The 4038-nt window shown below is 58.9% G+C and carries 3 protein-coding genes; 1 reads left to right on the forward strand and 2 read right to left on the reverse strand.

Annotated features, from left to right (window positions below):
• Positions 1 to 259 precede the first annotated feature (259 nt).
• A complete protein-coding gene (locus NW843_RS09605) occupies positions 260 to 2458 on the forward strand; it encodes a caspase family protein (RefSeq protein ID WP_414522801.1) in 2199 nt (732 codons plus the stop codon).
• Here NW843_RS09605 and NW843_RS09610 read toward each other — a convergent pair.
• Together NW843_RS09610 and NW843_RS09615 are read right to left on the reverse strand one after the other, a co-directional pair.
• Positions 2455 to 3126: a DUF1614 domain-containing protein gene (locus NW843_RS09610; RefSeq protein ID WP_414332122.1), complete on the reverse strand. Its 672-nt coding sequence runs from the start codon at positions 3124 to 3126 to the stop codon at positions 2455 to 2457. The two genes, NW843_RS09605 and NW843_RS09610, sit on opposite strands and share 4 nt — an antisense overlap.
• 386 nt (positions 3127 to 3512) lie before the next feature.
• Positions 3513 to 4038: hypothetical protein (locus NW843_RS09615; RefSeq protein ID WP_414522802.1), on the reverse strand; the 526-nt coding region annotated here is incomplete at its 5' end.

Genomic DNA, 4038 nt, shown 5'->3' on the forward strand with positions numbered 1-4038 from the left:
CCTACGGGTACAGTGCGGGGCTCCTGCGATTTCTAGCTGACAGAAGAGCGCTGCCGTGGGATCCCCATGGGAAGTAGCGGAGGTTTGATTGATAAGGAATGCAAAGAAAACGCCAAAAACTGTCACTCGATCTCGGGAAAAAGCTGTGTGGATGGGGATATCCTGAAATAGGCAGCAACAGATTCCAGTGCAAAGTTTAGCTGTGGCTCGCTGGCCGATGGGGTAGTCGTTGGGCCGGGGGTCAGCCCAGAGGGTCAACATGGAAAGGCGGTCTTTTCTGCAAAAACTCCTCCTGGTTGCTGCCGGTCTTGGCCTATCCCCTGGCTGGTTGAGGGGCCGGGCTGAGCGATATGGGCAAGCTTTGGCGGCTGGCTCCCGCAAGCTGGCTGTTCTCATCGGTATTAACCGCTACCTTGGCGAGGGATCCGCGCTACAAGGGTGTTTGACAGATGTGGAGTTGCAGCGGGAGCTACTCCTCTATCGCTTTGGTTTTGACCCGGCAGACATTCTCACCCTTACCGATGGGGCAGCCACGCCGGCTGGGATCCAATCGGCCTTTGCAGAGCACTTGGGGGGTCAAGGGCACACGGCTGAAACAGTGGTGGTGCAGTTTAGCGGCTATGGCCAGTGGCGGCTGGGATCCGCGCCCAACTGTTGGCAGCCGGTGCTGCTGTTGTCTGGCTCTGAGGGAGTGGCAGCAATGGAGCTAGACAGCTTTTTCCGGCTTTTGGAAGGCTTGGGCACTGCCCAGATCACCACCCTTCTGGACTGTGGCTTTACCTATGTCTCGCCGTCGGTGCGAGGCAACTTGCAACTGCGTTCCCGTCCCCCAGCCGCGATCTCGGACTCCAAGGACTCCGTCCCGCTGGCGCGATCGGAGCCGCAGCGGGTTTGGCCGTCTCCGCCCAAGGGCTTGCTGATTTCGGCCACCACCCCGCAAGACTTGGCAGCAGAAGCCGCTTGGCCAGGATTCTATGCTGGGGTACTCACCTATCTGCTGACGCAGTACCTGTGGGAAACCACGCCTGCCACTCGTCTGCTGGTGGCCTTTAACCAGGTGGTCAGCCGGCGGGAGCTGGGCCTCTTCGCCTGCCAACGCCCCACCTTGGAAGGCAAAGACACTGCTCGACACATCCACCCCTATTTTCTCATGCCCACACCGGCAGGGGTCAGCGGGGTAGTTCAAGAAGTGAAGGGAAATCGGGCTCAGGTGTGGTTAGGCGGGATCCCATCGGCGGCCCTGTGTGGTTTGCAGCCGGGTACTCTTTTGGTTCCCATTCCCGCCGATCCTTCCGCCTCTTCGCCGACGCCGCTGCTCATGCGTTCTCGCAGTGGGCTGTTGGCTCAGGTTCAGATGGCCAGTCCGGAAGGGCAGCTTCCCCCTGTGGGCACACCTTTGCGGGAGCAGCTGCGCGGCCTCTCCAGCACGCTCAAGCTTTTGGTTGGCCTAGAGGAGAACCTGGGCCGCATTGAAAAGGTGGATCTGACCAATGCCATTGCCGGCTACAGCTGGATGGAAACGGCCAACCCCCGCGAGCGACAGGTGGACTGTTTGTTGGGCCGCATCACCCCGGAAATGGCCACTGCTTTTAGGACTCCGTCCCGCTGGCGCGAACGGTCGGATACCCTGCTCAAACCCCTGGAAGTGAACAGCTACAGCCTGTTCTGGCCGGGGCGAGAATTGCTCCTGAATTCCTGTGGCCCAGCAGGAGAGGCTGCAGCAATGGCCGTCCAGCGGTTAGCTCCCCGTCTTGCCCATCTGCTGGCTGCCAAACGTTTGCGCACCACTCTCAATGCGGTTTCCTCTTCCTTGGCAGTGGTGGCGGAGTTGGCCGTCAAAGGTAAAGCTGCCAATCGCGCCAGCGGGACGGAGTCCTTAGCTCCCCCGTTGGCAGCACGCCTTGTCCAGTCCGCAACTTCCGCTCCTGCTGAGGTGGGTATGCAGCGGTTTACGCGAGGGGATCCCTTGCATCTCACCCTTTGCAACAACAGCGATCAGCATCTGTTCGGCTACCTGTTGCTGATCGACCCGACCGGACAACTGCACCTGCTGGCCCCCCTGCCTCAGGACAACTTCACCACACCTCTTCGCTTGGAAGCCAAGAGCAGTTTAACTTTGCCACCCTTGCCGGAGGTCGATGGCGAGCTGCGCTCTGCTGTGAGCTCTGACTTGCTCACCTGTCATGCCCAAGGGCTGACGGAGCTGTTGTTTGTGGCCAGCACCCGCCCCCTGTCCGCCAGCTTGGAAGCCCTCAAGGCTATGGCCCGCAAACTGGGGGTAGCCCGTTCGCCGATGTTGCTCAATGGGCCGCTGGAATGGACGCAAACGCTCCTCGAGGAGTTGACTCAGCGTGCCTCCGATCGCGCCAGCGGGACGGAGTCCTTAGGGGATCCCGACTTGCGTTGGCTGGATCCCGCCCAATCCATCACCCTTTCCCTTACCTATTTGCTGGTTTAGCTCAGCAGCAGGGCAAACAAGCCACAGAGGGCAATACCATCGAAAACCCCGGCCCCGCCAATGCTGAGAATGCCTGAGCAATTGCGCCGCAACACCTCCGGCAAGTGCAGGAGATCCGCCCCGATAAGGGTACCCAAAACCCCGCCGGCAAAGGCCACCGCTGGCGCCTGATCCCCAGCCCAGAACAAAGCGGCCAAGGCTGCTGTAGCTGGGGCAATTAGAGGATTCATCTGAATGCCGATCCCGGGCACCACGTGGGAAGCATAGTAGCTGACCAAGGTTACCAGCGCCGTTACCGCCAGGATCAGCACGCTATCGGCCCGCCCAAATTGGTATAGGGCCAAGAGCACCGGGATCAGCCCCCCGCCCACGTTTAAGGCAATCACCGTCTCCTGGGAAAGCTTGGTCAAAGGGATCCCCCAGAACTGCCGCATCCACAAGCTAGCTAGGTCTTCTACCAGCGTCACCTCGCATTTCACTCGATAGAGGGGAATATTGACCGAGCTGCCCACCAGGATGGCCAGCAGCAGTAACAGCGCTCCCTCCCGCGAGAACCCCAGCTTTCCCACCGCCAGCGCCACCACATCCACTGCCAGCCCCAGCCAGAGGAAAGGCAGCAGCAACACCAGCATGAAAAACAACAGCAGCGAGACCGGCAGGTAGAACATGGCAGGGATCCCAACTTTTCTTCAGCCTATCAGGACTCGGTTCAACTTTTCTCAGCTGCGTGCCCCCTGAGAAAGTTAGGTTTGCAACTAAACTTTATTCGTTTCAGGATCTCAAAGGCCAAAAATGAGGTTGCGAATATCCCGATCGCGTTAGCGGGACGGAGTCCTTGAAATATTGCGGCCAGCCCTCCAGTCGCCAGGAGTTTTAGCCATAACGATTTGATAGCGCGGATCTCCATAAAACCGAATTTTGATGTGATTAGATTCTTCAACAGTCTCGAAGCAAAGGTCGCGCAGATACTGTTCAGTATGAATGTTCCACTTGCGGTAGTCTCTGAAGATGTAGCCCTACAGGACAGGCCGGCAGAGGTGCTGCAGATCCTGGGCTAGGCATGGCCCGCTACTACGGGAATGGGGGGATGCCTGCTGGCGAGACTCCGCCACACCAGGGATCCCAGCCCAACAGCCACTCTGGTCGCAGGGACGCCGTTCCCCAAGGCGCGGCAAACGAGCCCCAGCAGGACAGACCACAGCAAAACAACCAATACCCACAAGACTAGACCCAACAGCGGGCCCGCCAAGCCTGCTTCCAGATTGGTCAAAAACTGAAGGCCACCATCACCAACATCAAGGGCAACGAAGTTACTTTCCAGATTTCGGGCCCCGACATCAAGCTCACCCCAAGGGAACCCAAACAGGCGGGCTTCCTCTCGGTGGAGCAAGAGGTAGAGGTGAAGGTTCTGGGCCTTAGAGAAGATAAAGGACTCCGTCCCCCTGGCGCGATGGGACTCCGTCCCGCTGGCGCGATCAGAGAAGATAGCAGAATCGGCAAAGTCCAGCTGCTCTGGGCGCAAAGCAAGACAGAGCTCTCGAAAAATTTGAGTTAACCGCCTATCATGCAGACCATCATCA

This window comes from Synechococcus sp. R5-12 (genome assembly GCF_047502655.1).
Classification (GTDB): domain Bacteria; phylum Cyanobacteriota; class Cyanobacteriia; order Thermostichales; family Thermostichaceae; genus Thermostichus.